Genomic DNA, 25,085 nt, shown 5'->3' with positions numbered 1-25,085 from the left:
TTCCTGTAGGATAGGGAGAGGGGCTGTGCTAGAAAACACACATGTCTATTTGGGGTAAAATTATTGGCGGTACTGCAGGCTTCGCGTTAGGTGGGCCTATTGGTGCTCTTGCAGGTTTGGCTGTAGGAGCGGCGGTAGATGCGGGTGTAAACGCATCTCAACCACCTTCTGAGGCGACTAAGCATATTACATTTACTATTGGTGTAATTGCGCTTTCGGCAAAGATGGCGAAAGCGGATGGGCGTGTAACTCGAGAAGAAGTGGATGCCTTCAAACAGGTATTTAAAGTGCCACAGCATGAAATGGCAAATGTGGGTCGTGTATTCGATACTGCAAGACAGCATACGGCTGGTTTTGATGCTTATGCAAAACAGATTGCTGATTTAATGCATGATAACCGTCGGGCGCTTTCTGATGTGCTTGATGCACTTTTCTTCATAGCACAATCTGACGGGCATGTTCACCCCAATGAACTCAATTTTATCCGGGCGGTTGCGAAAATTTTTGGCTATACCCAACAAGAAATTGATGAGTTGGTATATCGCTATCATGGTGCTGACCCTGATTGCCCATACGCTGTTTTAGGAATTAAACCAACAGCTACGGATGCTGAATTGAAAAAACATTACCGTCAGTTAGTGAGGGATAACCATCCTGATAAATTGATTGCGGCAGGTGTGCCAAGTGATTTGATCGCGGTTGCAACGCGCCGGGCTGCAGAAATTAATGCTGCGTACGATAAAATTGTGCGGCAACGGGAAAAGGAACCTGCCGGTGCAGTTTAAGCATATTCTTCTAGCGGTACTGGTAACATTAGTTTGGGGGCTTAACTTCGTTGCTGTGAAATGGGCAGTGGTTGATTTCCCCCCACTTACTGCAAATGCTATTCGTTTTCTTATCGTGTTTTGCTTTTTTGCGCCGTTCTTTAAAATAGTTAAAGGGCGTATGAAGATATTACTGGCTGCAGCTATTACTCTTGGAGTGCTACATTTCGGTTTTGTATTTTGGGGTATGAAACTTTCCGGCGGTGTTGGAGCTGTAGCTATTGCTTCACAGTTGGCCGTGCCGTTTTCCACACTGTTAGCCATTATTTTCCTGAAGGAAGCTGTAGGATGGAAACGAATAGCGGGTATTGCTATCAGTTTCGGTGGCGTTATGGTTCTTGGTTTTGATCCTGCTGTTTTCAGTTATATTGATGGCTTGCTTGTGGTTATCGGATCAGCGTTTTTATATGCGGTTTCTGCCATTTTTATGCGTTTTCTGAAAGATGTTCCTGCGATGACTACTCAAGCGTGGGTGGGATTAGCTGGAACGGTTGGTTCTATTGTTTTGTCGTTACTTTTCGAAAGTAATCAGGTGGCGGCAGTTACTGAAGCAACATCGCTTGCATGGGGTGGAGTAATTTATAGTGCGATCGGTTCATCGATTGTTGGTCACGGTCTGGCGAATTACTTATTTACCAAATATGAAGTCTCTGTAGTATCTCCTTATTTCCTCTTGATGCCACTCTTTGCTATCTTGGCTGGAGTTATAATTCTGGATGAAGAAATTACATCGAGAATGCTCATGGGCGGTATGTTAACTGTACTTGGCGTGTTGATCGTAACGCTCCGGAACAAGCAAAAGCACTCCAATATAGCTACCAGTATTGATGAATAAATTGATTGCACATCCATCACCAAATTGGAATGAACGCCCCACAAGCACAGTGATTGATACGGTGATTATTCATTATACAGGTATGAAAAGTGGGAAGGCCGCACTAGAACGCCTGTGTGATGAAGATGCTCAAGTTTCGGCTCATTATCTTATTGAAGAAGATGGAAGTCTTTTTCAATTGGTGAAGGAAGATAAACGTGCTTGGCATGCTGGTATTTCTTATTGGCGTGGTATGAATAATCTAAATCACAATTCCATTGGAATTGAGTTAGTGAACCCAGGCCATGAATTCGGGTATCGAGGTTTTCCTGAAAAGCAGATTGCAATGTTGCTGAAGCTTCTAAAAGATATTCATCAGCGGCATGATATAGTACCCGCGAATGTCATTGGACATAGTGATATAGCACCAGATAGGAAAAGTGATCCTGGGGAATTATTCCCTTGGGGGTATTTAAACGCCAATGGTTTTGGACTTTTTTCTCAAGAAACTGGTGAAAGCACCATTCAGCTTCTAAAGAGGGATGATAATGGAAAGGCTGTTGAAAAAATGAATAGTCTTCTAAAAATTGTTGGTTATAATATAACAGAAATAAGAACCTTCACTCAAGAAAGTGAAGATGCCTTAAGAGCATTTCAGATGCATTGGCGGCAAAGGGCTGTGACGGGTGTTTATGATCAAGGTACAGCCATTATCCTGCAGGATATAGCAGGGCAAATAGCGAGAGATGAGGACATAAAGTGAAAAAACTTGTTATAGCGGCGTTGATGATGTCGGCGTCATATTCTGGTTATGCTCAGGAAGTGAGCAGTTCTGACAGACCAAATACTCATACATTGAATTGTTTGGCTCAATTGAACCGAGATTGCGCAATTAAGGCTGCTCTTCAAACAGTGATTGAAGAAGATTTTGGTATTCAGCGCGCAAAGATACTCATCGGTGTAGCGCGGTCGATGATCGCTACGGGTAATACTCAGGACGCGCAACAAACACTTATGTTGGCATTGGATGAAGCACGGTCAGTAAATTTATCATTGGTAACATCAGAAAAAATCAGTGAAATTGCACCACTGCTGGCCAAAGCAGGTGATACAGCCGGGGCACTCGCGCTTGTGCAAGAACTTTCTCATAAGACCGTGAAAGACATTACCTTGCTGAGGATTGCTGAAGAGGCTGCGGCTGCTGGAACGTTCGCAGACGCTAGAGTAGCTCTGGCGCAGTTGAGTAACCCTAAGCGTGCTTTTTGGAGAGAGATCAGCTTATTCTCTCGTGCTGATAAAGAAACAATTGGTGCCGCGGACCGGATAACTGTTGAAGAGATTGTAAGAACAGAAGAAGCAGCTGAGTTAAAGTACCGTGGTTTTATTATACTCGCTATTATGGCTGAGAAGATGGGGGAAACTGATTTGGCGGCAAAATATCTGCTTGAGGCGGATGAGTTTTTCCAGACCATTCTTGGGCAAAATATGAAAGCATTTATCGCGGCTGATCGTGCGCGAGCAATGTTGGAGGCGGGTCTCAATACTCAAGCAGAAGACAGTTATGCGAAGGCAATTGGATATGCTGGCCGGTTGCGTGCAAAAGGGCCCCACGTAACATTTGCAGATAAAATTGGTTCCGTTGAGGCTGCTAGCGGTCATTTAAATAGAGCTATCGGCCGACTTGCCTATTATGATGATGTGAAAGAAAAGGTACGTTACTTGAAGCATCTGAAAGTAGGGCAGCCTGCAGAAGAGTTGCAAACGGCTTACAATGCAACACTGGATGAGATCGCTGCAATGGATGGCGCCTATGAGCGTGATGTTATTCGTCTTGATCTAATGGAAGCTGCTATCTCAAATCAGGATTTAGTATCAGCAAAGAAGATTGTTGCTGCCGTTGAAGATGATGATAACCAAGCCTTTGCTCTGGCACTATTGGCCCCACTCGTTAATTAACGTTATATATTTTTGAATGTAAAAAGGGCTGGTGTTTGCCAGCCCTTTTTTTATTGAGTTATAGGTAGGATTGGTTCTGGGTTTTTCGGCTTCGGCAACTCGCCAGGTGCGCTTACTCTTCTACGCCGGGTTAGAAACAGGAAGGCTGCTGGAGCAAAGTAGAAGCTAACAACCATGGATAGGAATGCTCCGCCTGCAATAGCTACTGCGAACGGTGGCCAGAATGGGCCTCCAGCAAGAATAAGGGGCATAAACCCGCTAACCGTGGTGATTGTTGTCGAAAGAATGTGGCGTCCTGTGCTCATCACGCCTTTCACAACAGCTTCAGCATCGCCGTTACGAGCATCTTCTCTGCCGCGTAGCTCAGAGAGAATTACAATGGCGGCATTGATAGCTAGCCCTACAAGGCCCATGAGGCCAAAGATCACCACAAAGCTGAGAGGATAGTTAAAGAACCACATGGAAAACAGGCCAAGCCCTGCAGCCTGAACTGCTGCGGCTAGTGTTACAAAAGCTAATCGGAAGCTGTTAAAGGTGAGTACGATTGCAAGCAGCATAAGAACTACCAGCATACCAGCCGTCCCGAAAAGCTGGCCAACAGCTTCATCGCGTTCTTCAGATTCTCCACCAAACTGTATGGTATAACCGGGAGGCGCTTGCAGATTGGCTTCCGCAAGAGCAACTTGCACTTCTTTGAAGGCATCTTCAGGTAAAATACCGAACCGGAGAAAGGCTTGCACTTTGTTCATGCGCTCACCGTTCCAGTGTTCTACCGCGCCTACCTTAGTAGCGAGTTTTACATCGGCTACTGCAGAAACAGGGAGATCAGCAAATGATTGATCAATTTCTCTAGCGCGTTCGCCGCCCATCAGGCTCATGTTTGCGATTGATTCAATATTCATACGGCTGGCGCGATCAGCTATCAGGCGCACAGGTACTTGTTGGGTTTGCTCAATTACATATGTCGCGATGATGCCGCTGGTTAAGCCCTGTAGTTGTTGTTCCACTTGTTTGAGGGATAGCCCCGTCACGGAAACATCATCTTCTCTAGCTTCTACGGAAACCATAGGCCGGCCAGCTTTCAGGCTCGTTCGGGTATAGGTAACGTTAGGTACCTCGGCGAGAATGCTGCGGGCTTGTTCACCAAGTTCTTCAAGAACTTCAAGGTCAGGCCCGAGGATACGAAGTTCGATAGGGGCCTGAATGGGTGGGCCACTGCCTAATTCCCGAACAAGAATCATCGCTTCAGGTAAGAGCTCGGTCAGTTCTTCCTGAAGGCGGGGGATAAGTGTTGTTATCTGCTCAAATGTACCTACTGTTACGGCAGCTTCAGAGATGCTTACAACACCGTCGTTTGCCGCGATCATGCTGTAATAGAATTTGGCAGGGCGTGTACCTATGAACCAGTGAACACTTTCGATTTCTTCAATTTTGTTCAAGTGCCCATTCACAAATTCTGTTGCCTTACGGGTTTCTTCAATAGAAGCCTGAGCAGGCATGTAAACTTGAATGCGGAATTGGTTGCGGTCGCTTACCGGAAAGAACTGTTCTGTTAACTGGCCTGCGAGTGCAAAGCCTGCAAGCGGAATTGCTGTCGCCACAATAATGGATCGTAGTGGACGTTTTACTGACCACCGAAGGCTGGCTTCAAAAGCGCGAGCGAGCATGCCGCCATCAATGCCGTCACGCCACCATATCCGTTTCACTGGGCCCTTTAGTACTTCGTCAGGGAGGCGGCCTTCAAGCATGCGGCCAGCTACTGCGGAAATAATCGTAAAGGCGATAATGTATGAAGCTACAAGGGAGGCAATCACTGCAGCGGGTACGCCAAGAAGAAAGTCTCCGGCATTGCCCGGCATGAGCACAAGTGGCATGAAGGCAATCACCGTAGTCATAGTACTGCCTAGAAGGGGGACCCATAACTTCCGTACCGTTTTAGCAACTGCGGTGGCACGTCGTTCACCTTGTAGGCGCAGGTGTTGGATTTCATCTGTAATTACGATGGCATTATCTACCATAATGCCAAGGGCTACGATTAAGCCTGTTACAAGAACCTGCTGAATGCGGAGCCCAAACATGTTGGTGATGGCGAGTGCGGCGAGAAGGGTAAGGGGCAGAATAGACGCCGAAACAAGGGATGCTCTCCAGCCAAGAGATACTAATAGAACTCCAAGCACTACCAGGGCACCAACGGCAAGATTGCCCATCAAATCATCAAGACGTTCATCTGCATATTCACGCTGATCAAATATACGGTCCAGATGAATACTGGCAGGCAGTGTCTGTTCAATATCGGCCATCAGAGTGGCGATCTGGTCAGACCACTGATCGATACGGGAATCTTCGAACATTCTTGCAGCAACTACCACACCGTAATGACCATCAAGATATGTCAGGCGCGATGGTGGGTCTTCAAAGGTGCGAGTTACTGTTGCCACATCACCAATACGCAGGCTGGCGCCAAAGGCATCTTGCCCTATTGGAATGCGCTGGATACGGGCGATATTATCAATAGCGCCAGTTACCTGAACCACCATGCGGTTTTCGGTGCCTGCAACAACACCTGCTGCACCGCGTGCATCAGAACCTCGGATCATATTAGCGACTTCTGCCATGGTTAAACCATGTGCTGCCAGCCTGCTATCATCAACGGTGATACGGATTTCTTCTTGTGGAAGGCCGAGTACATCTACGAAATCTGTTCCGGAGAGGTTTCTAAGGCGGCTTTCAACTTCACGTGCATGCCTTCCCAATATTGCATAATTGATTGGGCTATCTGAATGCCATGTGAGTGAAAGAATAGCAGAGTGGGCATAAATGCGTGTATCTGAAAAATCTGGTGCCGTAGCGCCTTCCGGTAAATCAGTTACTTCAGCGACTTTATCTCGGAGGCGTGCAGTAATAGGCTTTGCATCAGTGATGCGGTCTTCCAGTGTAACCGTGATCAGGGAATTACCAGGACGTGATGTACTGCGTACTTTTTCCACCTCAGGGATTTCACGAATTTTACGTTCAAGTTTTTCAGTTACCTCAGCTTCCACGCGTTCGGCGTCTGCTCCAGGATAGAATGTCGTTACCTGGATTACGCGGCTTTCCATGTGTGGGTCTTCAAGACGAGGCATGGTGAAGAAGGCGTTAGTACCCGAAATGACAATTAGGAGTAGGAGTAGCCAGACGACCCGGGGGTGATTATAAAGAGAGCCTTTCATCTATAGTCTCCCTTTACTGCGTTGCACGTACGAGCTGGCCAGGCGCAAGCCTGTTCATACCGTCCGCAACCAGAATATCACCATCTGAGATAGTACCTGTTACGAATACGCGGTTGCCCTCGGTATAGAGGATCTGCACGTTCTCAAAGCGTACTCTTTGGTCACTACCTTCCTGATGTACTTTATAAACACGCCACAGACCGCGTACATCAGATGACAGGGCGCGAATAGGGAGCCATGCACCGTGTGCATCTTGTTCATCGTTTACAACAGCGTTGATTAGCTCGCCTCGTGTGGTGCGATTTTCCGGCAGATCAAACGTTACCATCATTGTCCGGGTCTGGCCGGTGATGATGGGAACAATAGAGCGAACCGTTGCTCCTTTGATAATTTGTCTTTTACCGTCTCTCAGTTCTACGGAAGCACCGATTGCGATACTGTTTGCATGCTTGGGCGGCATGCCGATATGGGCTTCCATGCGGCTATCTTCTGTAATTTCTAGAACGGATGTGCCTGAACCAACAACGGTGCCTTCATCCACCATGCGCTGTGTAATGGTGCCGCTGAACGGCGCTTTTATTGAAGAGCGTCTGATATCTACATCAAGTGTACGCAAGGAAGCGTCCAGGCGCTTCAGGCGGGCTTTTAACGTGATTGCATTCGCTTCGGCCTCATCAAGTCGCTGTGCCGATGCATGGCCGCTTTTAAATGTCTCTTCAGCACGTTTTAAGGTTCGTTCTGCAAGTTTAAGAGATGCAGTTACTTCTTCTTGCTCAGCAATCAGCTGGCTTTTGCTGGCTTCAAGGCGGGACGTGTCAAGGCGGGCAATTATATCGCCTTTGGTAACCTGCTGACCTAAATCAGTAGATATCTCTGAAACTGTTCCGCCGAGCTCAAACGCCAAAGGGCTGATGCGGCCTGCTACAGCACGGCCCGTAAAGGTGCGGCGTGATACATAACTGTCTTCAATCTTTACAGTGGTAGTTTTGATTGGAAGGGCAGATATTTTTTTTGAGACATCTTCTTGGGCCGTTAAACGTAAGCCAAGGGCACTGGCCAAAAGACCAGCAGAAATAATGATTGCTCCAGCTTTTAACAAGCGGGGGGAGGAGCTGGGGAGTTGCTTTTTCATGCCATCGTAACCCGAAATATTTAAAAACGGTTTTACGGATATATAGTATTACTGGACTTATTAGTCTAGTAATTATTTTGAAATGTGATATGCTCGAAATCTAAGAAAGCCGTAGGGTTTTTGAAAAGTTAAGGTAATATCTGGACTTATTAGTCTAAAAAATAATAGTTATAGGTGGCAGATTTATTTCAGTTGCGCTAAATGTTTGCTGAAATATGTACGATTATAGAACCTGTTCTGGATTGAAGATGGTTGACAAAAGTGTCTTGAGCGAAAAAAAGCCTAAGCCTTCACGTGGACGGCCGCGTGATGAAGGTAAGAATATTGCGATAACCGAAGCCGCTAGTGAACTTTTCATGGAGCTGGGCTTTCAAGGCACCAATATGGATAAGATTGCTAAACGGGCAGGTGTTTCAAAACAAACCGTTTACAGTCATTTCGAATCTAAAGAGGTTTTATTCGCTCGCGCTATTTCAATGGTGATTGAACGGCATAGTCCTGCCAATGTTTTGGAAAATCTGGAGACACATTCCCTTGAAAGCGACCTGCGTATTATTTGTGACAGTTACGCACGGCTTTTGATAAGCCCTGAAGCAATGTCGATGGAGCGTCTTTTGGCTGACGAAGCTGTTAAAGGGCCTGAGCTTGCGCAAATTTTCTGGGAATCAGGGCCAAAGATTATGCAGGAAGGTATCAAGGATTTCCTTCGTTCTTGGGCTGATAAGGGTGAGCTGAAAATAGATAATTACAACAAGGCGGCAGCTTTGTTGACAACTCTTTTAAAAGGCAAGTTGCAGTTTAAATGGTCTATCGGTCTGATCTCTGAAGTGACAGAGCAGATGATACAGGAAAACATTGATGATACAGTTGAAGTGCTTTTGGGGCTTTACAAGGTAAAATAAAAGGCGCTCTGAAAATCAGTGCGCCTTTTGAAATCTGATATGTACAGAAATTATTTTGAACCGTCTTCTGATTCTAACTGTGGGCCCTTACGCTCAGTACCAAGATAATTTGCATTGCCTGCATCTCCTTGAAGGTTGGAAGGCAGTGTCTTGATCTGGTCTTCGGTCTTAGGACCCAGTGTTGTATCAAAAATAATTTCTTCGCCCTTGCCTTCAAAAAGGCTACATGCCGAAAGACTGAATAGGGCTGCAATTGCTAGTAACTTTTTCATTATAAAAACTCTTGCTGTGTCACAAGTACCTCTTAAGCGCGGACTGTGCCCGAAATAAGGCCGGTATGCAACAGGCTTGACGTTATTCCCTTAAAATGGCTATGTGCATGCAGCAGATGGCTGGATGATCGCCGCTTGGTGTATGCTGAGGGGAGGAAAGTCCGGGCTTCACGGAAACACGGTGCCGGTTAACGGCCGGCGAGGGCGACCTCAGGGAAAGTGCCACAGAAAGCAAACCGCCTGTGCTTGCATGGGTAAGGGTGAAAGGGTGCGGTAAGAGCGCACCGCGCCTCTGGTAACAAAGGCGGCAGGGTAAACCCCACCGGAAGCAAAACCAATTTGAATGATAGCCCTTTTGGGGCAGGCTCTGTTTCCGAGCTATCATTGTGGTAGGTTGCTTGAGCTTGTTGGCAACAATAAGCCTAGAGGAATGATCATCACTGGCGCATGTCAGGACAGAACCCGGCTTACACGCCATCTGCTGCTATCTTTTCTTATGCTCACAATAAGTTTGTCCCTCTTGTAATTGCTTTCTTCTGATTTAGAGTGAAATCAAACCAATTTGGGGAGAATATATGTTTAGGGTTGGGAACCTGATTTCAGGCTTGTGTGCGGCGGCTTTATTAAGTTCAGTTGCCTTTGCAGATTTTGCGGAAAAAACGAAAGATCTGGAAAAGAAAGATGGATTGATCACCACGTATGTTGATCGTGACGAAGCCAAAGTTCTGCTGGCGCTTGATAAAGCCAGTGATAATACCTTTGGTCGCTATATTTATGCATACTATTTAACAGGTGGTTTGGGGTCTAATCCTCTTGGGCTTGACCGTAGTTTGCCTGGGGGAACGGAGATTTTAACCTTCCGCCGCGCTGGCAAAAACATGTTGGCTGTTATTGAAAACCTAAGCTTTAGGGCATCTGCAGATAACCCTGCAGAGAAAAAGGCTGTCAGAACCAGTTTTTCGGAATCTGTTATCTGGTCTACGCCGATTGTTGAATTTGATGAAAAAACAGGTAAAGCACTGATTGATCTGAGCGGTTTTCTTAAGCGAGATGCCGTGGGCGTTGCTGCCAGATTAAAGCGGAGAAATCAGGGGAATTACCGCATTGATGGGAAGCGTTCTTATGTTGATACAGAAGATGCCCATGTTTTCCCAATTAACTTGGAGTTTGATGCACACCTCACTTTTGCAGGTACTAACCCTGGTGATGAAATTTATGCAACAACGCCGGATGCGAACTCTGTAACGCTTATTGCTCATACTACTTTTATGAAAATGCCGGATGATGGCTATGAAGTACGCCATTCTGATGAGCGTGCTGGTATTATTTCTTCTTCATATGTGGATATGTCAGCACCGCTAGATGGTAACACAGTGGTGCAATTGGCTAGACGTTTCCGGCTTCAAAAAGATGAAAACGGTGATGTGATTAAACCGATCGTTTTCTATATTGATAATGGTGCTCCGGAACCTATTCGTTCTGCTCTTCTTGAAGGTGCGAATTGGTGGGCAGAGGCCTTTGAAAAAGCTGGTTTCCCGGGTGGATATCGGGCTGAAATTCTGCCTGAAGGCGTTCATCCGCTAGATGCTCGATATAATGTCGTGAACTGGGTGCACCGTGCTACACGGGGTTGGTCTTATGGTTCTGCGCTTCATGATCCACGTACAGGTGAAACTTTGCGTGGTGTCGTATTGTTGGGTTCTCTGCGTGTTCGTCAGGATATCAAGATATTTGAAGCTCTTTCTGGGGCATCGAAAACGGGTACGGGCGAGAAAGATGATCCGGTAGAGTTGGCGCTTCAGCGTATCAGGCAGCTTTCAGCGCACGAAATTGGTCATTCTCTTGGCTTTTCTCACAATATGGCTGGGAGTTCATATGGGGGTCGTGCCAGCGTAATGGATTATCCCGCGCCAGATGTGCGTGCAGTTGGTGATGATCAGCTTGATTTCTCGCGTACTTATGGCGTTGGTGTTGGTGGCTGGGATAATTGGGCGACCAAATTCCTTTATTCTGAATATGACGATGAAGAAAAAGTAGCGCAAGCAAAGCTGGTGAAAGAAGCTGATGAAGCTGGCCTTCTTTATGTGTCAGATCCGGATAGTCGGAGTATTGGAACAGGCCACGTTAAAGGGGCCCTCTGGGATAATGGAACTGATCTAGTTGCAGAATTAGATAATGTTCTAAAGGTGCGCGAAATTGCCATGAACAATTTTGGTGAGCGTAACCTCCGTAAAGGTGAAACATATGAGGCGCTACAAACTAAATTTGTACCTCTTTATCTGTATCACCGTTATCAGTTACAGGCTGCGGCTAAGTCTTTGGGTGGATATGAATTTGAGTATCGCCATGAAGGTGATGGCCGGAGCGCACCTGTACGAGTTGCTTGGGAAACGCAACAAGCTGCGCTTGAGGGGCTTTTAAAAACGGTTGCACCCGAAACGCTTGATATCAGTGATGTAACTCTCACCGTTCTGTCACCTGTTGGTCGTTCAAATGGTGATCCACAATGGAACCGTGAAATCTTTGATGCGGTAGCAAGGCCTGTATTCAGTGAAGCTGAAGCGGCTGCGGTAGCCGCGGACCTTACATTTGATGCACTTCTGCATCCCGCACGTCTTGCACGTTTGGCTGAACAAAACCTTTCGGAGCGTGGTAATGATTTGGCCTTTGTACTTGCTCGTACTGTTGATTTTACAACGGGTACTGCTCGCGCTGACGATACAAATGTAATTACTCTTCGCGCCGTTGTGGCTTCAAGGCTGATGGAACAGCTAATCGCTTTGAATGATCACCCAGCGACTTCAGTGGTGGTGCGTTCCGAGGTAATGAAGGCGCTTAAGGATCTTAGGCTTCGCTTTATCGATTGGCGCCGCGGTTATAGCTCAGCAGGCAGTGCTATGGCGGTGCGAATTGAGAATGCGTTAGCGAGAGCTAAGACACCGGCTGTTAAAAGCCCTGGTAATCCTGATGTGCCGCCGGGTAGCCCAATTGGTTCTGGGGAAGCTGAGGCATGTTGGCACTGTGAGCCTGTAGAGTTTAATTAACGCAAATGCTTTGGGATGATCTGGTTTTTTATGGGAATCAGATCATCAAGTAAGCTCGGCTATGGGAAAACATGGGATAAATTGGAAAAGAGGGCGTTTTCGCCCTCTTTTTTTATAGCATTTACACGTTGCTGAATTTTCGGCTGCAAAAAATAGAACTTTCTGATTTAGAGAACATATAAAGAACATGTGGTGGTAATGATATGTTTTTACTGAATTAACTTAAAAATGAGGAATCAAGACTTCCCAAGAAAAATACATTTATTCCCATAAAGTCCCATTGACCCACTATTAAATCCCATGATATCCCATAAGGGCATAGATGACGATCTATGTGCTTGCTTTTCGTTTGGCGGCGAATGGCGAGGGGGAATTAGAGGGGCGAGCGGACAATGGCATTTTTCCTGTCCACATTTACGAATAAGGTCGACAAGAAGGGGCGTGTGTCCATTCCTGCACCGTTTCGTAACGCCGTATCCCAGAGCCTCTTCGCTGGTGTTGTCGTTTACCAACCTTTTAATATGCCTTGCATCGAAGGCGCTGATATCTCTTTCCTTGAACAACTTTCTGACCGGCTCTACGGCGACTTTGGTCCTTTCGACCCTGATCAAATGTCCGTCGCCACCGCCATTCTTGCCGGCGCTTCCCAGCTTTCGTTCGACCCTGAAGGACGTGTGATGTTGCCTGCGGAACTTAAGGAGTTTGCAGGGATTGATGGTCAAGCGACTTTTGTGGGTATTGGCCGTAAGTTTCAGATTTGGGCGCCAGATGCCTATAAACTTCATAGAGAAGAGCAAATGACACTTGCGGCGCAAAAAGCACCGACTCTTCCAGCTTTTGGGGGAGGGCCACAAAAGTGATGGATAACGCACGCGCAAAAGGCGGTAAGCATATTCCAGTTCTCCTGAATGAAGTTGTTCATGCACTAAAACCTGTAGACGGCGAAGTGTATGTTGATGGTACGTTCGGCGCAGGCGGCTATTGCCGCGCCGTGTTGGAGACAGCAGATTGCAAAGTGATTGCTATTGACCGTGATCCAGATGCAATCAGGCGTGCTGAAGAGTTTGCCAAAGAATTCCCCGGGCGTTTCCAGATTGTCGAAGGATGCTTCGGCGATATGGCTGCGCTGTTGCCTGCAGTGGGCATCAATAAAGTAGACGGTGTGATGCTGGATATAGGTGTTTCTTCCTTCCAGCTTGATGAAGCAGAGCGTGGTTTCTCTTTCAGGGAAGATGGCCCGCTTGATATGCGCATGGCGCAAGATGGTGAAACAGCGGCGGATGTAGTTAATACCTATGAGCAGGATACACTTGCGAATATCATTTATGACTATGGTGAAGAACGTCAGTCCCGTAAAATTGCCGCAGCTATTGTTAAAGACCGCGAGGAAGAGCCTTTCACCACCACTCGGCAGCTGGCGGGCCTTATTGAGAGAATTCTAGGGTTTGGCCAGCGTAAGAAAGGGCAGAAACAAGTTCACCCTGCGACACGCACGTTCCAGGCACTCCGTATTCATGTGAACGACGAGCTGGGTGAATTGCGCCGTGGTCTTGCTGGGGCAGAAGAAATTATTGCCGAAGATGGCCGTCTTGTTGTGGTGTCATTCCACTCGCTTGAAGATCGAATTGTAAAGCAGTTTATGGCAGAGCGCTCTGGCCGTTCATCCGGTGGTTCCCGTCATATGCCGGGACCCATTGATATGGGGCCAGAGCCATCTTTTCGTCAAATCAAGAAGGGGGCTGTTAAGCCCTCTGACGACGAGCTTGATGTGAACCCTAGGGCTCGGTCTTCGCGGTTGCGTGTTGCGGAGCGCACAGGGGCATCAGCAAAGGGGGCGTGGCATGCGTAAAACGCTCACAATCTTCGCGGCTGCGACTGCTATCGCATCAGGTGCAGCTGTTCTTCAGCTCAAAATCACAGTTCAGAACAAAGTAGATAATGTGAAAGAGATTGCCCGGCAGATTAAGCAGGACCGTGAGGCAATTAGGGTGCTTGAAGCTGAGTGGGCATATCTCACTACACCACAGGTGTTGCAGGACCGTTCCATTCGTTTTTTGGCGTTAATGCCGCCGCGGGCTAAGCAAATTATTGCAGAACCTTCTTTAATCCCATTCCGGCCGAAAGGATTGGAGGTCGAGGCAGGCGAGGGTGTGCTTCTACCCGCTGCGCAAAAGGAATTGAAATCAAACAAGGGAAAGAAAACTAAGCAAACAGAAGGGCAAACCCTGTGAACACAGTATCTGCATATCATAATATGACTACTGAAACTCACCGTCGTTCAGCGATTGAGATTGCTCGCAATCGTTTGATGATTGGTGTTGTTCTGTTCTGCTTTGCATTCCTGATTATGATTGGCCGTACTATCGAGCTTGGTGTTAGTGCGCCTAAGCCTCGTGTAACGGCAGCTCGTCAGGTAGTAACTGTACCAGAAGTTCAGGTCGCTCGAGCTGATATTGTTGATCGTAACGGCGAAATTCTTGCTACAAACCTTGAAACAGCATCTCTTTACGCAGTACCAAAAGATATCAAAGATCCCCAAGAAGCTGCACGTCAATTAGTTTCCATACTGCCGGAGCTCTCATACGCTGATGTTGAAGCTAAGCTTTCATCTGGCAAGAAGTTTGTGTGGCTTAAGCGCAAACTAACTCCGCGCCAAAAATGGGAAGTGAACGCGATTGGCGAACCGGCTTTTCAGTTTGAGCGTGAGGAAGAACGGATTTATCCACATGGTCGTTTAGCAGCGCATGTGCTTGGCTATGTAGACGTGGACGGTAATGGGCTAGGTGGTGTTGAACATTTCTTTGATGCAAAGCTTGGCGATAAGTCTCGTACGTCTGAACAACTTCAGCTTTCACTGGATATTCGCGTTCAGTATGCGCTTGCAGATGAACTGCAGGCTGCGATGCGTGCTTATCAGGCAATTGGCGGCGCTGGTCTTGTTATGGATGTTTCAACTGGTGAAGTGATCGCAATGGTTTCACTTCCTGATTATGACCCAAACAATGTACGTGGTGTTGCTGATACCGAGAAGTTTAACCGAGCAACCAAAGGCGTTTATGAACTAGGTTCCACGTTTAAAACCTTTACTTTTGCGAATGCGCTGGATGATGGTGTTGTATCAATGGAAGATGGTTATGATGCCACAAAGCCGCTTCGCATCTCCCGTTTTCTTATTAGAGATGATCATCCTAAAGAGCGTTATCTGACGGTCCCTGAGATTTTTACATTCTCTTCAAATATCGGTACAGCACAGATGGCTCTTGATATTGGGACTGAACGGCAGCAGGAGTTTCTTGGCGAGTTGGGCCTGCTACAGCCAGCGAATGTTGAACTTACAGAGGTAGGTGCCCCGCTTGTGCCACCAGTTTGGCGTAAATCTTCCACAATGACCATTTCATATGGGCATGGGTTAGCTGTTAGCCCACTTCAGCTTGCATCAGGTATTTCTGCGATGGTGAATGGTGGGCGTTTGATGACACCAACACTCGTTCACAATCCAGAAAACTGGCAGAGCGGCAAGCAGGTAATCTCTCCAGATACCAGCCGGAAAATTCGCCAGCTTCTAAGGATGGCAGTTACCAAAGGTACTGGTGGGCGTGCAGATGCTGTTGGTTATCGTGTCGGTGGCAAGACAGGTACGGCGGAGAAGGCAATTGCTGGAGGCTACGCCCGGAAGAAGTTGATTTCTTCTTTCATGGGCGTGTTCCCGATGGATGATCCTCAGTATGCAGTTTTTGCACTGTTGGATGAGCCTAAAGGGACGAAAGAAACATTCGGATATCGGTCTGGCGGCTGGGTAGCTGCGCCAGTTGTTCGAAATGTGATCTTGAGGTCGGCACCACTGCTTGGTGTGTCACCCAAACAGGAAGATGCAGGGCTATATCAGGATGTGGCGTTGTTGATTGAAGACAAGAAGAAAAAATAGGGGCAAAGCTAGTATGACATATAAGCTTGCAGAGCTGCTTGGCGGAAATAGGGTAAAGGGCGATACAATTGTGTCTGGCCTTACCGTGGATAGCCGCGCAGTGAAGCCGGGAAATATGTTTGTTGCTCTGCCTGGTAGCCATACGGATGGCCGCAAGTTTATTGAGGATGCTATTCGGTCCGGTGCAACGTCTATTTTGTCTACACCAGACGCTGTAGTTCCTGATCATGTCGCTTTTGTTGAAGATAAAAACCCACGTAAACGCTATGCCGAGTTAGCCGCGCGGTTTTGTGGTACCCAACCAGAAGTGCAGGTGGCTATTACAGGAACTAACGGGAAAACATCTGTAGCTGATTTTGTTCGGCAGCTTTGGCAATTGAACGGCGTTGAAGCAGCAAGCATTGGAACTCTTGGTGTTAAGTCAGGGGCGGTGCAAATAGATGGCGGTTTAACAACACCAGACCCGGTTGATTTGTACGGTGCTATGGCTCAACTTGCTGAAAAGGGTGTTCAGCATGTTGCAGTAGAAGCCTCGAGCCATGGTTTGGATCAAAACCGCTTAGATGGACTGAATTTAAGTGCAGCCGGTTTTACAAACCTTACGCGGGATCATTTAGATTACCACCAAACTGAATTTGGCTATTTTTACGCGAAAGCTCGTATGTTTGCAGAGCTTTTAATGCCAGGTGATGGTGCGGTAATTAATGTAGATGATCACTGGGGCGCTACGCTCGATGATGTGGCGTGGGCGCGAAATCTAAGCCGTATAACTGTTGGTAAACGGGAAGGTGCTTCTATCCATCTTGTTGAGCAGCGTGTTGTGGCTGATGGACAGATCATTGAATTTACCATTGATGGTGGACGTTATGAAGTGAAGTTGCCTCTGATCGGTGCTTTTCAGGCTCATAACGTTTTGATGGCGCTTGGTTTGGTACATGCATGTGGTGGAAAAGTTTCTGCCAGTGTCGGCGCTATGGAGCGGCTGAATGGTGTGCCTGGACGCATGGAATTGATTGGCTTGACCTCTAAAGGTGGCGCTGTGTTCGTTGATTATGCGCATACACCGGATGGCCTTCGTACAGTTCTGAAGGCGGCACGTGCACATAAGCCGAATAAGCTTCATGTGGTTTTCGGGTGTGGTGGAGACCGTGACGCAGGTAAGCGCCCTCAAATGGGAGAAATTGCCAGCAAACTCGCAGATACGGTTTATGTGACTGATGATAACCCACGTAGTGAAGATGCATCTGTAATTCGTGAACAGATTATGATCGCAGCCCAGGGAGCAGTGGAAATTGGCGACCGGGCTGAAGCTATCGCGAGAGCAATAGAGAGTATGGGCAGTGGCGACATGTTGATTGTAGCCGGTAAAGGCCATGAAACCGGACAGATTGTAGGGAATGAAGTTTTGCCATTCTCAGATGTTGATGCTGTGAAATCTGTACTTGGGAAGAGGGTGTAACATGGAGATTGGTACGCCACTTTGGACCGCTGCTGAAATCAACGCCACATGTGGTGCGTTAACCGCCCGGCCCTGGTACGCTGATGGCTTGCAAGTTGATAGCAGGGACATCTTACCAGGTGACTTATTTGTTGCACTGAAAGGTGAAGCGCTTAATGGCCACGATTTTGTTGCCAAAGCATTTGAAAAGGGCGCTGTCGCGGCCATTGTTTCAGAAACGCCAAAGGATGTAAAAGAAGGCGATAATCGTCTCGTCTTTGTTGATGATACTTCTTATGCGCTTGTTCGTATGGCACATCATGCCCGTGGTCGTGCGCCTGCTGGTATAATAGGTGTCACTGGGAGTGCGGGCAAAACCAGTGTGGTACAGGCTCTTCGTCAGTGTTTGGCGTTAGTTGGTGACACTCATTCAAGTATAAAGAGCTTCAATAATCACGTTGGGGTCCCGCTTTCCCTAGCGCGAATGCCAAGAGAAAGCAGGTTTGGAGTTTTTGAGCTTGGAATGAATAAGCCAGGTGAAATTATTCGGGAGGCTACCAAGGTTCAGCCTGATGTAGCAATTGTCACTACAGTTGGATCAGCGCATCAAGCTTCATTTGCGAATGTATCTGATATTGCAGAAGAAAAGGCTTCTATTTTTGGGGCGTTGAAACAAGGTGGTTTTGCTATCTATGGTATCGACCATCCCTATAAAGATGATCTTCAAAAGGCCGCGGAAAAGTATGGTGCCAAGGCTGTTAGTGTTTCCGTGACAGATAACGCGGATGTTTATCCAGTACGGATGACTGAACACCACAACTGTACCTGTCTTACAGCAAATGTAATGGGAACGCTCATTACCTATAAAGTGGCACAGCCAGGTCGAGAGTGGGTATTGAATAGCTTACTTATTCTCGCCGCAGTGAAAGCGATTGGTGCTGATCTGGGACATGCGGCTTTAGCGCTTGCATCGCTTGAAGCAGAACAGGGGCGAGGCCGAGAATACAGCCTGCAGTTGGGATTTGGTGAGGCAAAGCTGATTGATGATAGTTATAACGCCAATATCCTTAGCATCCGCGCTGCTCTGCGGCGTTTAAGCCTTGCGAAAACAGGTAAACATGGTAAGAGAATTGCTGTTCTTGCTGATATGCAGGAACTTGGCTCTCGCAGTGAAGAAATTCACTTCTCACTTATCGCGGATCTCAAAAAATTCGGTGTGTCGAAGGTTATAGCCTTTGGTGACCAGATGGCTGCTGTTGGCGAAGCTTCGGGCTTGCCAACGGAACGATGGCACAATCCAGATGCATCTGCTGAGCAGTTGATGCAGCGACTGGGGGATGGCGATGTTGTGATGGTAAAAGGAGCTAACAGTGCGGGTTTATCTGCGCTTGTGAATAACATGTTGGATTTAAGTAAATGTGACACGCTTGCGCCTGAAAGTGGCTTGCAGCGTGCTCATGGGTTTTAGGTAGGAGTGAACGCGTGCTATATTTATTAGCAGATCAAGGCGGTATATTTAACCTGTTCCGGTATCTGACGTTTCGAACCGGTGGTGCGATTTTTACTGCAATGATTATTTGTTTCGTGTTTGGCCCTGCTATTATCCGGTGGTTAAAGTCCAAGCAGAAAAAAGGCCAGCCAATCAGGGAAGATGGCCCTGAAAGCCATATCCTGACAAAGCAAGGTACGCCTACCATGGGTGGGTTTATGATTTTGTTGGGGCTTGGTATCTCCACTTTTCTGTGGGCTGACCTCTCAAACCCATATGTGTGGGCCGTCATGACAGTTACTCTGGGTTTTGGTGCAATCGGTTTTGTGGATGACTATCTGAAGGTAACGAAACGATCATCGGCAGGGTTTCCTGGAAAACTTCGTTTAGCGCTAGAGTTTGCAATCGCGGGCGGTGTGGCTTGGTTTCTCACAACAATGAACGGTACAGATCTGTCGTTGCCATTTGCAAAGAATTTTTTGGTGAACCTCGGTGTGTTCTACATTCCGTTTGCTATGCTTGTGATGGTTTGGGCCGGGAATGCTGTGAACTTAACGGATGGTCTTGATGGCCTTGCAACGGTTCCCGTTATTATCGCTGTAGGTGCTCTTGGTTTTATTGCATATGTGGTGGGCAGCACAGTTTATACTGAATATTTAGGCGTGCCATATGTGGCAGGAGCCGGTGAACTTGCCATTCTATGTGGTGCGATCATTGGCGCTGGCTTGGGTTTCCTTTGGTTTAATGCACCGCCGGCTGCCATCTTTATGGGCGATACGGGGTCGTTAGCACTTGGCGGCGCAATCGGCGCTATGGCTGTAGTGATTAAGCATGAGATTGTTCTCGGTATCATTGGTGGTTTGTTCTGGCTTGAAACAATTTCTGTAATTGTACAGGTAGCCTCCTTTAAGCTCACCGGTAAACGTGTGTTTCGCATGGCTCCGCTTCATCACCACTATGAACAAAAAGGTTGGGCGGAACCGACCATTGTTATTCGGTTTTGGATTATCGCCTTTATCCTCGCGATGATTGGCCTCGCAACATTGAAGTTGAGGTAAACAGCTTTGATTACGGCACCAGCATATGATGGTAAATCAGTTGGAGTTTTTGGTCTGGCACGCACAGGTGTTGCCGCGGTCAAAGCCTTAGCTGCGTCTGGTGCTAAGGTTTTTGCCTACGATGATAATGCTGACCGCAGGAACGAAGTGGCGGAGCATGTATCAAACCTTTATGAGCTGGATTTCTCATATCTTGATGAGTTGTTGTTGGCACCGGGAGTGCCGCTTACACACCCTGAACCTCATGAGTTGGCGCTGAAAGCTGCTGCGAATGATGTGAAAATCATCAGTGATTTTGACGTCTTTGAAGCAGCCCGAACAGGAATGCCTGCGCATAAGGTTGTGGCTATCACTGGCACTAATGGTAAGTCCACCACAACAATGTTGGTGGCACATATGATTGCTGAATGTGGAAAACCTGTCGTTGTGGGCGGTAATATTGGTACCGGTGTATTGGCCCTCGATGCATTGCCTGCAGGTGGTGTGTATGTATTTGAAATGTCTTCTTTTCAGTTGGATTTAACAAAGGCATTTGATGCGGATGTCGCTGTCCTTTTGAATATGTCACCTGACCATTTGGACCGACACGGCGACATGGCTGGCTATGTTGCGGCGAAACGCAGATTATTTGAAATGCAGTCAAATGGGCAAACGGCCATTTTAGGTGTTGATGATAGGTCTTCGCAAGAAATCGCAGACGGTTTGTCCGACAATGTGACGGTTTCTACGAAAGGTGTCGTGGCGGATTATTCGGTTTCGAATGGTTTGTTGATGGCAGATGAAGAAAAAGTATCAGATTTATCTGATCTCAATCGTTTGCGAGGTGCGCATAATCACCAAAATGCAGCTTGTGCGTTTGCGATTGGCAAAGCGCTAGGGTTTGCTGATGCAGACATTCTTGCCAGCTTTGAAACCTTCCCAGGGCTAGAGCACAGGCAAGAGCTTGTGGGTATGTTTGATGGTGTAACTTACATCAACGATTCTAAAGCGACGAACAGTGATGCCGCCATTAGAGCGCTTTCTTCTTTTGAGGATATTCACTGGATTGCTTGCGGCAGAGCAAAAGAGACAGATTTCACTCATATGAAGACCGCCATTACACACGTGAAAAAAGGTTATTTTGCGGGTGAGGTTGCAAGTTCTCTATACAAAGATCTTGGTGAAAGTCTTGAAGCAGAATGTTTCGTGTCTATGGCTGAGGCTGTAGTAGCTGCTTGTAGCGCAGCGAAGCCCGGCGATGTGGTGTTGTTGTCGCCGGCATGCACAGCTTTTGATGAGTTTTCGAATTTTGAAGAGCGCGGTGAGGCCTTCAAAGCCCTTGTTCGTGAAGAGAAAGGAGCAGCGGCATGATTGCCCTTTCTCGCAATGACAACTCGGTTCTCTCTCGTTGGTGGTGGACAGTTGATCGCCTGATGCTCGTGCTTGTCTTAGCGCTTATCGTGCTAGGCCTTTGGCTTGCTCTTACTGCAAGCCCTGCGGTTGCAGAGCGGCTTGGCCTCGATAGCATGTATTTCGTTAAAAAACAGGGACTTTTCCTCGGTGTTTCCTTGGGCGCAGTCTTAATTGTTTCCATGATGAGTACTGATCTGGTCCGCAGGCTGGCGATAATTGGGTTTCCCATCACTTTGGCTTTAATGGCACTTACGCTGTTGATCGCGCCGGAAATTAAGGGAGCAACTCGCTGGTTGCCGCTTGGTAGTTTTACCTTGCAGCCCAGTGAGTTCTTGAAGCCTGTTTTTATTGTAACGACGGCTTGGATTTTATCTGCTGACCTGAACGGTGAAAAAATTCCTGCAAAACAGATCAGTTTTGCACTGTATTTAATTGTGGTTGCCTTCCTGATTTCTCAACCAGATTTTGGTCAGACCGTGCTTGTGAGCACTGTATGGATGGGACAGATGGCCCTTGCTGGACTGCCCATGACTTGGTTGATGATTGCTGGTGGTCTTGGTTTGCTAGGGGCCGGGCTTGCATATGCATTGCTGCCTCACGTAGCTAGCCGGATTGACCGTTTCATTAATCCAGCTAGCGGCGATACCTACCAAACAGACAAGGCTATGGAAGCTTTTGGCTCCGGCGGTTTGTTTGGCAAAGGGCCGGGTGAGGGAGTTGTGAAACTTGGTCTGCCTGATGCACACACAGATTATATCTTTGCGGTTATTGGGGAAGAGTTTGGCGCAATTGCAGGGGTAATGCTGCTTCTTTTATTTGCCGGTATTGTTGTGCGTGGTTTGGCTCATTTGGTTAATGAGGAAAATCCATTCCGCCTGCTTGCTGCGGCGGGTTTAATTATGCAGTTCGGGCTTCAAACATTAATCAATGTGGGGGTGAACCTCGCGATTTTGCCTTCCAAGGGTATGACATTGCCGTTCGTATCTTCTGGTGGGTCATCAATGGTAGCGCTTGCCATTGGGATGGGGATGACACTTGCTTTCACCCGGCGGAACAGATTTATCCAGCCGGGTTTTGACCCTGTAGGGTGGAGAGCCGCAGAATGATGGAACAGAGAATGCCATTACGCGCACCCAAGATAATTCTCGCGGCCGGTGGTACCGGGGGGCATATGATGCCTGCGGAGGCTGTGGCGGATAAATTAACCGAGGAAGGCTATAAGGTCTCATTAATTACTGATAAGCGCGGTATAGCGCTTGGCAACATTATGGCTGATCTCGATAAAACGATCTTGAGTGCTTCTAGCCATATGGGTGGCGGCTTTTTAGGGAAGATCAAATCTGCAATCAGCCTTGCTTCAAGTACTTTGAAAGTACGCAAACAATTTAAGAAAGACATTCCATCTATCGTTGTTGGTTTTGGCGGGTACCCCTCGCTTCCAGCTGTGATGGCGGCTCGTAGTTTAGGAATTCCCTTTGTGCTCCATGAACAAAATGCTGTTCTTGGTCGTGTTAACCGTATGATGTCGAAAGATGCGGAGCTGATCGCACTTAGTGTGGAGAATACTGAACGTGTGCCTTACGGCGTAAAAACCATGGTAACAGGTAATCCGGTACGAAGGCTAATCGCCAAGCTCGCCAATATTGCATATTCGGTGCCATTCGGTCTCGGTGCAATCCGTATTTTCGTTATTGGTGGTAGTCAAGGTGCCCGTATCCTTTCTGATGTGATACCTAGTGCCCTAACAGCTTTACCGGAAGAGCATAAAAGCAGATTAGATATTGTGCATCAGGCACGTCCTGAAGATGTTGACCGTGTAAAAATTGCATATGCAGAAGCTAATATAGCGGCGGAAGTAAAACCATATTTTGACGATGTAGGTGGAATCCTGCTTCGTACACAATTGGTAATCTGCCGTTCCGGCGCATCAACACTCTCTGAGCTTACAGCCATGGGGCGTCCGGCTATTTTGGTGCCGCTTAAAATTGCTGCTGATGATCATCAAACCGCAAATGCACGCATTGTTGAAGAAGCTGGCGGCGGTTGGATGATGCCTGAAGAAGAATTTACGCCTGAAGCTGTCACTGAAAAGCTCAATAGAATGTTTGAAGACATGGGTGACCTTAGGAACGGGTCTGACGGTATGCGTTCAATAGCGCGCCTCGACGCGGCAGACAGACTTGCGGATATCGTAGTTAATATTTGTGAAGGTGAAGGAGTATCTGCGTGAAGGGCATTCCCTTTGATATAGGCACAGTCCATTTTGTGGGTATTGGTGGTATTGGCATGTCTGGTATTGCAGAGGTAATGCATAACCTTGGCTATAACGTTCAAGGTTCAGATATAAGTGCTAATCCCAATGTTGAACGTCTACAGAAGCTGGGAATAAGGGTGATGGTCGGCCAGAAGGCTGAGAATGTTGCAGATGCACAGGTGCTGGTGGTATCTACCGCTATTAAAGCTGACAATCCTGAAGTGATTGAAGCTCGAATTCGCTCTATCCCGGTCGTACGTCGTGCTGAAATGCTTGCCGAGCTTATGCGCCTTAAGTGGTGTGTATCAGTTGCCGGTACTCACGGTAAAACAACAACCACATCCATGGTCGCAACCGTTCTTGAAGCTGCTGGTATCGACCCGACTGTGATCAATGGCGGTATTATCAACAGCTACGGTACAAATGCTCGCCTTGGTGAAGGGGATTGGATGGTTGTAGAAGCCGACGAAAGTGACGGTACTTTCGTGAAGCTTCCTGCAACAATTGCTGTTGTTACCAATCTGGATGCTGAACATCTAGATTTCTACGGCACGTTTGAAGCGGAAAAGGAAGCCTTTAAAACATTTCTCGAACGTGTCCCATTTTATGGTGCAGCGGTACTGTGTGTTGATCACCCAGAGGTGCAAGGGTTAATCGCAAATATCCAAGACCGGAAGTTCATCACTTACGGATTGAGCGCCCAAGCTGATGTGCAAGCGGTAAATATTAGACCATCCTCCGGCGCTGTTACTTTCGATGTGCGTTTGAGAGAAACGGCGAATGCAGATGGCCGGGTTATTCAAGGTATTAAGCTTCCAATGCCAGGGGATCATAATATTCAAAATGCACTCGCGGCTATTTGTGTTGGCCTTGAGATGTATGTGGAAGATGAAACACTCCGCAAAGCATTTGAAAGCTTTGGTGGTGTAAAACGCAGGTTTACTAAAACTGGCGAGGCGAACGGTGTGACAGTGATCGATGACTATGGTCATCACCCGGTAGAGATTGGCGCTGTACTGAAAGCTGCGCGCGAGAGTTTTGAAGGTAAGGTTATTGCAGTTGCACAGCCTCATAGATATACGCGTCTTGAAAGTTTATTCGAAGAGTTCTGTACCTGTTTTAATGATGCAGATGTAGTGCTTGTTGCACCTGTATATGAAGCAGGTGAACAACCAATAGAGGGCATTAATCGTGATAGCCTTGCTGAAGGCATCCGTACTCATGGTCATAGGCTTGTTGACGTAGTAAATGGGCCTGACGATTTGGCTGCAGTGGTCGGCAAATATGCCGAAGCTGGTGATGCTGTTATTTGTCTTGGTGCCGGGTCTATCACCAAATGGGCTCATGATTTGCCTGAGCAGTTAGGGTCCTAAATC

20 protein-coding genes and 1 other RNA gene are annotated in these 25,085 nt (G+C 47.4%); 18 read left to right on the top strand and 3 right to left on the bottom strand.

Annotation, left to right across the window (positions count from 1 at the left end):
* The first annotated feature begins 41 nt into the window (after positions 1-41).
* From KFE96_RS14545 to KFE96_RS14530, 4 genes are read left to right on the top strand one after another with little or no spacing between them, the layout of a single operon-like run.
* Positions 42-785, top strand: a complete 744-nt coding sequence (locus KFE96_RS14545) for a TerB family tellurite resistance protein (protein ID WP_255833284.1) — start codon at positions 42-44, stop codon at positions 783-785.
* Positions 775-1,659 carry a DMT family transporter gene (locus tag KFE96_RS14540; protein WP_255833283.1) on the top strand — a complete coding sequence of 295 codons (885 nt, stop codon included), beginning with the start codon at positions 775-777 and terminating at the stop codon, positions 1,657-1,659. Before KFE96_RS14545 ends, KFE96_RS14540 begins: the two co-directional genes overlap by 11 nt.
* Positions 1,652-2,401 carry an N-acetylmuramoyl-L-alanine amidase gene (locus KFE96_RS14535; RefSeq protein WP_255833282.1) on the top strand — a complete coding sequence of 250 codons (750 nt, stop codon included), beginning with the start codon at positions 1,652-1,654 and terminating at the stop codon, positions 2,399-2,401. The genes KFE96_RS14540 and KFE96_RS14535 overlap by 8 nt, the downstream gene beginning before the upstream one ends.
* Entirely contained in the window at positions 2,398-3,594 is a 1,197-nt protein-coding gene (locus tag KFE96_RS14530) for a hypothetical protein (protein WP_255833281.1), read from the top strand. Before KFE96_RS14535 ends, KFE96_RS14530 begins: the two co-directional genes overlap by 4 nt.
* A gap of 50 nt (positions 3,595-3,644) precedes the next feature.
* Here the strand turns inward: KFE96_RS14530 and KFE96_RS14525 are convergent, their stop codons facing one another.
* Both KFE96_RS14525 and KFE96_RS14520 read right to left on the bottom strand, forming a co-directional pair.
* On the bottom strand, positions 3,645-6,803 hold the full coding sequence (locus tag KFE96_RS14525) for an efflux RND transporter permease subunit (RefSeq protein ID WP_255833280.1): 3,159 nt from the start codon (positions 6,801-6,803) through the stop codon (positions 3,645-3,647).
* 13 nt (positions 6,804-6,816) lie between these two features.
* Positions 6,817-7,935 (bottom strand): efflux RND transporter periplasmic adaptor subunit, encoded by a 1,119-nt coding sequence (locus tag KFE96_RS14520; protein ID WP_255833279.1) that lies wholly within the window; start codon positions 7,933-7,935, stop codon positions 6,817-6,819.
* Between the two features lie 248 nt (positions 7,936-8,183).
* On the opposite strand from KFE96_RS14520, the gene KFE96_RS14515 reads away from it, so the two are divergent.
* Entirely contained in the window at positions 8,184-8,837 is a 654-nt protein-coding gene (locus KFE96_RS14515) for a TetR/AcrR family transcriptional regulator (protein WP_255833277.1), read from the top strand.
* Between the two features lie 50 nt (positions 8,838-8,887).
* On the opposite strand, the gene KFE96_RS14510 is transcribed toward KFE96_RS14515, so the two are convergent.
* Positions 8,888-9,109: a hypothetical protein gene (locus tag KFE96_RS14510; RefSeq protein WP_247016334.1), complete on the bottom strand. Its 222-nt coding sequence runs from the start codon at positions 9,107-9,109 to the stop codon at positions 8,888-8,890.
* A gap of 112 nt (positions 9,110-9,221) precedes the next feature.
* Between KFE96_RS14510 and rnpB the strand changes: the two genes are divergently transcribed.
* From rnpB to murC, 13 genes are all read left to right on the top strand, one after another.
* An RNA gene (rnpB, locus tag KFE96_RS14505) (RNase P RNA component class A) lies at positions 9,222-9,595 on the top strand.
* Between the two features lie 89 nt (positions 9,596-9,684).
* On the top strand, positions 9,685-12,153 hold the full coding sequence (locus KFE96_RS14500) for a zinc-dependent metalloprotease (RefSeq protein WP_255833274.1): 2,469 nt from the start codon (positions 9,685-9,687) through the stop codon (positions 12,151-12,153).
* A gap of 392 nt (positions 12,154-12,545) precedes the next feature.
* Entirely contained in the window at positions 12,546-13,013 is a 468-nt protein-coding gene (locus KFE96_RS14495; protein ID WP_255833272.1) for a division/cell wall cluster transcriptional repressor MraZ, read from the top strand.
* A complete protein-coding gene (gene rsmH, locus KFE96_RS14490; protein ID WP_255835605.1) occupies positions 13,013-14,002 on the top strand; it encodes a 16S rRNA (cytosine(1402)-N(4))-methyltransferase RsmH in 990 nt (329 codons plus the stop codon). Before KFE96_RS14495 ends, rsmH begins: the two co-directional genes overlap by 1 nt.
* Complete coding sequence (locus tag KFE96_RS14485; RefSeq protein ID WP_255833269.1) at positions 13,995-14,384, top strand: hypothetical protein; 390 nt, start codon at positions 13,995-13,997, stop codon at positions 14,382-14,384. The genes rsmH and KFE96_RS14485 overlap by 8 nt, the downstream gene beginning before the upstream one ends.
* 23 nt (positions 14,385-14,407) lie before the next feature.
* Positions 14,408-16,078, top strand: a complete 1,671-nt coding sequence (locus KFE96_RS14480) for a penicillin-binding protein 2 (RefSeq protein ID WP_255833268.1) — start codon at positions 14,408-14,410, stop codon at positions 16,076-16,078.
* Positions 16,079-16,091: 13 nt separating this feature from the next.
* A complete protein-coding gene (locus KFE96_RS14475) occupies positions 16,092-17,537 on the top strand; it encodes a UDP-N-acetylmuramoyl-L-alanyl-D-glutamate--2,6-diaminopimelate ligase (protein ID WP_255833267.1) in 1,446 nt (481 codons plus the stop codon).
* Position 17,538: 1 nt separating this feature from the next.
* On the top strand, positions 17,539-18,984 hold the full coding sequence (gene murF / locus KFE96_RS14470; RefSeq protein ID WP_255833266.1) for a UDP-N-acetylmuramoyl-tripeptide--D-alanyl-D-alanine ligase: 1,446 nt from the start codon (positions 17,539-17,541) through the stop codon (positions 18,982-18,984).
* A 14-nt stretch (positions 18,985-18,998) separates the two neighbouring features.
* Positions 18,999-20,063, top strand: a complete 1,065-nt coding sequence (gene mraY, locus KFE96_RS14465; protein WP_247016320.1) for a phospho-N-acetylmuramoyl-pentapeptide-transferase — start codon at positions 18,999-19,001, stop codon at positions 20,061-20,063.
* Positions 20,064-20,069: 6 nt separating this feature from the next.
* Complete coding sequence (gene murD, locus KFE96_RS14460; RefSeq protein ID WP_255833265.1) at positions 20,070-21,413, top strand: UDP-N-acetylmuramoyl-L-alanine--D-glutamate ligase; 1,344 nt, start codon at positions 20,070-20,072, stop codon at positions 21,411-21,413.
* Entirely contained in the window at positions 21,410-22,561 is a 1,152-nt protein-coding gene (locus KFE96_RS14455) for a putative peptidoglycan glycosyltransferase FtsW (protein ID WP_255833264.1), read from the top strand. Before murD ends, KFE96_RS14455 begins: the two co-directional genes overlap by 4 nt.
* The gene (gene murG, locus KFE96_RS14450; RefSeq protein ID WP_255833263.1) at positions 22,558-23,685 is read left to right on the top strand and encodes an undecaprenyldiphospho-muramoylpentapeptide beta-N-acetylglucosaminyltransferase; all 1,128 of its coding nucleotides are present in this window, start codon (positions 22,558-22,560) and stop codon (positions 23,683-23,685) included. The genes KFE96_RS14455 and murG overlap by 4 nt, the downstream gene beginning before the upstream one ends.
* On the top strand, positions 23,682-25,082 hold the full coding sequence (murC, locus tag KFE96_RS14445; RefSeq protein ID WP_255833262.1) for a UDP-N-acetylmuramate--L-alanine ligase: 1,401 nt from the start codon (positions 23,682-23,684) through the stop codon (positions 25,080-25,082). The genes murG and murC overlap by 4 nt, the downstream gene beginning before the upstream one ends.
* The last annotated feature ends 3 nt before the right edge of the window (positions 25,083-25,085 follow it).

Source organism: Kordiimonas sp. SCSIO 12603, assembly GCF_024398035.1.
Lineage (GTDB): Bacteria > Pseudomonadota > Alphaproteobacteria > Sphingomonadales > Kordiimonadaceae > Kordiimonas.
This window is presented reverse-complemented; position numbering and strand designations above follow the sequence as displayed.